The sequence below is a fragment of the Rhabdothermincola sp. genome, assembly GCF_036846205.1.
Lineage (GTDB): Bacteria > Actinomycetota > Acidimicrobiia > Acidimicrobiales > Acidimicrobilacustridaceae > Rhabdothermincola.
The window spans coordinates 1-5538 of the sequence record NZ_DAIUCK010000145.1 but is presented as its reverse complement, the minus strand read 5'-3'; the positions used below and the strand labels follow the sequence as shown (position 1 = coordinate 5538).

Annotated in this window: 5 protein-coding genes; 1 reads left to right on the top strand and 4 read right to left on the bottom strand. The window is 71.0% G+C overall.

The features are described from left to right. Positions 1–1195, top strand: a 1195-nt coding sequence (locus V7004_RS15010) for a glycosyltransferase 87 family protein (RefSeq protein ID WP_334145004.1), incomplete at its 5' end; no start/stop codon positions are given. On the opposite strand, the gene corA is transcribed toward V7004_RS15010, so the two are convergent. The 4 genes from corA to V7004_RS15865 all read right to left on the bottom strand — a co-directional run. Next, positions 1173–2183 (bottom strand): magnesium/cobalt transporter CorA, encoded by a 1011-nt coding sequence (gene corA / locus V7004_RS15005; protein ID WP_334145003.1) that lies wholly within the window; start codon positions 2181–2183, stop codon positions 1173–1175. The two genes, V7004_RS15010 and corA, sit on opposite strands and share 23 nt — an antisense overlap. Positions 2184–2219: 36 nt before the next feature. Continuing rightward, entirely contained in the window at positions 2220–3458 is a 1239-nt protein-coding gene (locus tag V7004_RS15000; protein WP_334145002.1) for a magnesium transporter, read from the bottom strand. Between the two features lie 196 nt (positions 3459–3654). After that, the gene (gene mptB, locus V7004_RS14995) at positions 3655–5319 is read right to left on the bottom strand and encodes a polyprenol phosphomannose-dependent alpha 1,6 mannosyltransferase MptB (protein WP_334145001.1); all 1665 of its coding nucleotides are present in this window, start codon (positions 5317–5319) and stop codon (positions 3655–3657) included. An 83-nt stretch (positions 5320–5402) separates the two neighbouring features. Next, positions 5403–5538 (bottom strand): alpha amylase C-terminal domain-containing protein (locus V7004_RS15865; RefSeq protein WP_442968077.1); only part of this gene is annotated, 136 nt, incomplete at its 5' end.

The following is a 5538-nucleotide window of genomic DNA, read 5'->3' as shown; positions in this document are numbered from 1 at the left end:
CCCCCGGGCAACCGGGGGGTCGTCGCGTTGGGCCTGGCTGGCGCTGCTGCTGATCGCGATACGGATCGTCTCGGTCGTCGCGGTGCTGCACAGCGGCGTGGAGGAGGAGCACTCCATCCTCGGCGGTGACGCTCTCCGCTACGAGACCATCACCAGCTCGGACGGTTGGCCGTATCGGGACTTCGAGGTGGAGTACCCACCCGTCACCTTGGCCGTGCTCGAGCTGGTGGTCGGCCAGGATCACCTCGACACGCTGACCCGGCTGGCGGTGAGCCAGCTCGTCGCCGACCTCGCGGTCGCGGCACTCCTCGGCTGGGGGTGGGGGCGGCGCAGCGCCGTCGCCTATCTCCTGCTCGGCACCCCCATGGTGCTCTTCCCGTTCCCCTACCTGCGGATCGATCTGGTGTCCGTGCTGCTCGCGGTGCTCGGTTTGGCGCTGCTGCGACGGGCACACGAGATCTCGGCCGGCACGTCGCTCGCCCTCGCCGTGCTGGCCAAGCTGTGGCCCCTGGCCGTCCTCCCCCGCCTGCTGGTCGAGCGCCGCTGGCGAGCGTTGGCGACCGTCGTGGTGGTGGGTAGCCTCGGCACCGCCATCTGGCTCGGCCTCGGTGGGATCCGCGGTGTCGAGCAGGTGGTGAGCTACCGGGGGGCGAGGGGCTGGCAGATCGAGAGCCTCCCCGGCGCCGTGCTCCACCTGCTCGATCCGGCCGCCAGTCGCCTCGAGCAGGGGGCGTGGCGAACCGGCACCCCGATGCCGGGCTGGAGCCGCCCGCTGCTCACCCTCGCCTCGCTGAGCACGGTCGTCGCTGCCTGGTGGCTCGTCGGTCGCGGCCCCGACCGCTCCCCGAGAGTCCTGGACGGCGTGGCCCCGCTCGCCGCGGTGGTCGGCCTGCTCGTGTTCTCCCCCATCATCTCGCCCCAGTACGTTGTGTGGCTGATGCCGTTCGTGGCCATCGCGGCCGCACATGGCGAGCGGGTGCTGGGATGGCTGGGCCTGGCGGTGAGCGCGCTCACGACGTTCATCCTGGCCAGCATCCACGCCCAGATCGAAGGGCGGCTCTACGCGATGCTCCCCATCCTGGTGCGCAACGGGCTCCTCGTCGCCATGCTGGTCCTGGCGCTGCGCACGTTGGGCGAGCGCAGTACCGGCCCGGCCACCGACGGGGCCGAGGTCAGATCCAGCCTTTCCGCTTGAAGTAGAGGTAGAGCCCCACCGTGGTGGCGAGCATCGTGCCCAGCGCGCCGAAGTAGCCGTAACGCCATTCGAGCTCGGGCATGTTGCGGAAGTTCATGCCGTAGATGCCGGCGATCAGCGTGGCCACGATCAGGATGGCACCCCAGCCGCTGGTCTTCTTCATGACGTCGTTGGTGCGGTTCGCGACCAGCGCGAGGTGGGCGTCCACGATGTTGCCGAGCAGCTCCCGCTGGGTGTCGATCTCGTCGACGACCCGCAGGAGGTGGTCGAGCACGTCCTGGAAGTACAGGATCGCCCGATCCTCGATCCAGGGGATCTCGCGGCGCAGGATCACGAGCACCACCTCGCGCATCGGGACCACCTTGCGCCGGAGGGCGATGAGGACACGCCGAATGTGGAGCAGCTCGCCTTGCAGCTCCCGGTCCACGGCGGCGATCACCTGCTCGCCCGCTTCGGCCTCCCGGTCGTTCGAGTACGCCTGGAACAGACTGGACTCGATCGAGGCCAGCCGGTCCTCCGCTCCCTCGACGGTGTCGAAGTACCCGTCGACCATGTCGTCGAGCAGCGTGTACAGGAAGAACCCGACGCCGGCGCCGTCCCCGGAGGTGCGCTGGAAGCGCTCGACCGCCGGCCTCACGTCGAAGACCCGCCCGGCTCCGTTCGGGGAACGGACACTGACCAGCCAGTTCGGCCCGACGAACAGCTCGACCTCGGGGAGGTCCAGGGGGTCCTCGTCGTGGGCGTAGCCCGCGACGAAGGCGTGGGAAGGGTAGAGGTCGACCTTGGGTCGCTGGTTGCGGAACCGCACATCGTCGACCGCGAGCGGGTGGAGGTCGAACTCGCGGGTGATGCAGGCCAGGTCGTCCTCCGTGGGCCTCACCACGTCGACCCACACCAACTCCCCGGAACCGCCCACGTGGGAGGAGATCGCCTCGGGGGCGATCTGCTCCACCTGCTGGCCGCCGGTGAACACCCGGACCTCGAGCACGGCCCCCATCCTGCCCCAGGTCGGGGCGGGGGATCGTCAGGCGACTCGGAGGACGATGATGGCGAAGACCAGCGAGAGCGCGCCCACCAGATCCATGGTCGAGGTCAGCAGCGGGATGCCGTAGTTGTCGGGGTCCAGACCGAGCCGGTACGTGAGCGCGCTGCCGTAGTACGACACGGCGACGGCCACGGCGGTGGAAAGCAGTCCCCCGATCAACGTGATGGCGATCATCTGCAGCGCTCCCGGGCTGGCGAACCCGAACAGCGCCGAGACCAGATCGGCGGAGAGCGCGAGCAACGTGAACACCGGCACCGCGAGGAGCCCGATGATGGCGAAGTCGTCCCTGGCGGGACGCTGTGGCCTGACCGCCGGGGTGATCACGCCCAGGTGCAGCTTCGACGCCAGCCGGGCGGAGAGGATCCCCCCGAGGGCGCCCGTGTCCTCGAGGAACGGCGGCACCAGGACCAGCAACGCCGGATAGGTGAGGAACGACTCGACCCGGTGCTCGATGGTGAGACCGGCCACGATGTCGATGGTGCCGGCGACGAGCAGGACCGGCACGGACTCGTGCAGCACCCGCCGCATGACCTCGCGGTCCGTGCGCCAAGCCAACACCAACGCGGTGAGCGCGACCAGCGCCGACAGCGTTCCGATGGCGGCCGTCACCCCACCGAGACCCACCAGGAAGGTGGCCAGGAACAGCGACGGGAGGGTGACCATGTCGCCGCTGGCGGTCACCAGAGGCGCTGCCACGTTGTCCATGTCCCATCCCCGGCGCACCGACAGCCCGGCCACCCCGAGGGTGACCGCGAGCACCACCACCGACGAGAGCACCCCGCCCACGATCGAGATGACCAGAAAGTCGAGCAGCGAGATGGTGTCGGTGACCCCGAAGAGGCTCGCCATGGTCTTGGCCAGCACCGCCAGCGCGGCCGAGATCGACAGGGTGAGCACCACGGAGGCCCACAGGTTCTGGCCCACCATCGTGTCGCGGCGCCAGGAGAACCGGAACGTGCCGGTGTGGATGGCGGTGCCCAGGCGGCTGCCGAGCGCCCCGAAGATGTTGCCGCGCATGCCGATCGCGGCCGGCACGAGCACCAGCAGCCCGGGAAGGGCCTCAAGGGTGCCGGTGATGGCGCCGAGGGTCAGGCCGGCGAGGAGGTCACCACCGGAGGAGACGAGCAGGGCGGCCAGCGCCTGACGGAGCCCGGCCGCGTCCGACGCAGCCGCGGCCCGGACGCGCGCGACGGAACGGCGAAGGGCTCGGGTGGCCACGGCGACTCGGAGGCTCCGTTGCGAGGGCTGGCATCCCGACGATGCTACGAGGCGCCGGGGACGACGGCCAACCAAGGTGGTATCGGCGCCACCCCTCGCGGCGATGACTCGCTGGGGGCGAGGGCTGCGGCAGCCCGACCACTGTCGCAGCCCTCCCCGTCCCGCTCATCCCGCCGCAGGGCGCGGCGGCGAGCCCTCAGCGGCCCAGGACGGACGCGACCTCCATCGCCTCGGGCAACGTGCCGTCGCTGCGATGCCGGCGGATGCGGCGGTCGCGAGCCCGATCGGCGATCCACTGGGCGGCGAAGCAGGCGCCCACGATGAGGGCCACCACGCCGAGGGCCAGGATGTGCTGGTAGCGGCTGAGCGTGGGCACCCCTTCCACCGTGGTGGGGAAGACCAGGAGGCTCACGGCGAACACGCCGACCAGGTAGGAGGGGCGGTACTTGCCGATCCCCGCCGCGGCGAGGAGTGCGAACCCCGGAGGCAGATACCAGGGCCACACCACGGGGCCGAGCACGATGACCACGATCATCACCAGCCCCACCGACCGCACCAGGCCCAGCCGGGGGCTCCGGAGCAGGATGAGCAGCGACAGTGCCGCCGCCAGCAGGAGACCGGCCAGGCGGGTGAGCGACACGACCGTCTCCTGGTTGACCGACAGGCCCACCGCGTGCAGCAGATCCGAGACCACGAACCCGAGGCGGGTGGTGGCGGAGAACGTGGTCTTGACCGTGCCGGTCCCCCGCAGGTTCGTGATCCATCCGAGCCCGGTGCCGCCGATCACGCACAGCACCCCGACCACCGCCATGCCCGCGGCCAGGACGGCCCCGGCCTGCGCAGCCCGGCGCCGGAGCGACACCTGCACGGGAGTCCAGGTCCAGCCGATGAAGAGGAACGCGGCTGCAGCCGGCAGCTTGACCGCGGTGGCCGCGGCCACGAGGACGATCCCCAGCCACCGGCGCTCGGCGCGCACCGCGGCCAAGCCGAGGGCCAGGAAGCCCAGCATGAGCGCGTCGTTGTGGCTACCACCCACGAGGTGCAGCAGCACCAGCGGGTTCGCGATGCCGATGGCGATCGCGCTGGCAGGTGAGACCCGGTAGCTGCGGGCGATCAGGCCCACGCCCACCGCGGACATGACCACCCCGATGATGGCCAGCACGCGCATGCCCAGCAGCGCCGAGGCGGGTTCATGGCCGGTGACCTCCACCACCAACCGGCTGAGGCCGATGGCCACCGGGCCGTACGGTGCCGGCGCGTTGCGCCAGACGGGGTCGGCGGCGCTCATGATCTTGCCCGCGCCGAGGTAGACCGGACCGTGCGAGGTGGGGTCGAAACCCCGGCTGGCCAACTCCCCCTGGGCCACGTAGCTGTAGGCGTCGTTGGAGAGCAGCGGAGGACCGAACAGAAGCGGCACGGCCCACACCGAGACGACCGCCGCCACCATGAGCAGGCGCCGCCGCTCACTCCAGCGCTGCCGCTCGGCGCGACCGATGAGGATCACCCAGCCGACGGTGAGCAGGCACACCCCGAGCAGGAAGCTGGCCCCGGCGAAGAACGAGCTGCCAGGAGTCGGGATGCCCGGGATCGCCAGCCGCTTCGAGAACAGGTCGAGCCGCCACACGGGCGCGGTGGCCACGATGATCGCCGTGCCGAGCAGCCCCGAGATGGTCGACGCCACGAGCAGCCCGTTGCGCCGCAGCGACCCTCGGCCGCGGTGCGGATCCGGCACCACCACGGCCGGCTCGTAGGGGGTGATCTCCTCCCCCACCGGCTCGCCGAGCAGCAGGGCGCGGGCGCGGTCGCGCCGCCGCTCGGGGCGCGTCACGATCGAGGGGTGGTCGAGGGACGTCGGGTTCACGGGTGCTCTGGGTCTCGGTCCGCCTGAGGCACGCAACGGTACCTCATGGATGACGAACCTAGAAGCCGGAACGTGGGAATCACTCACGCCGAGGCGGGGGCCAGAAAGATCGCGGCGAGGGGGGGCAGGGTCAGCGGCAACGAAGCCGGCCGCCCGTGCCACGGAATCTCCTCGGCGTCCACACCACCGGCGTTGCCCACCCCGCTACCCCCATACACC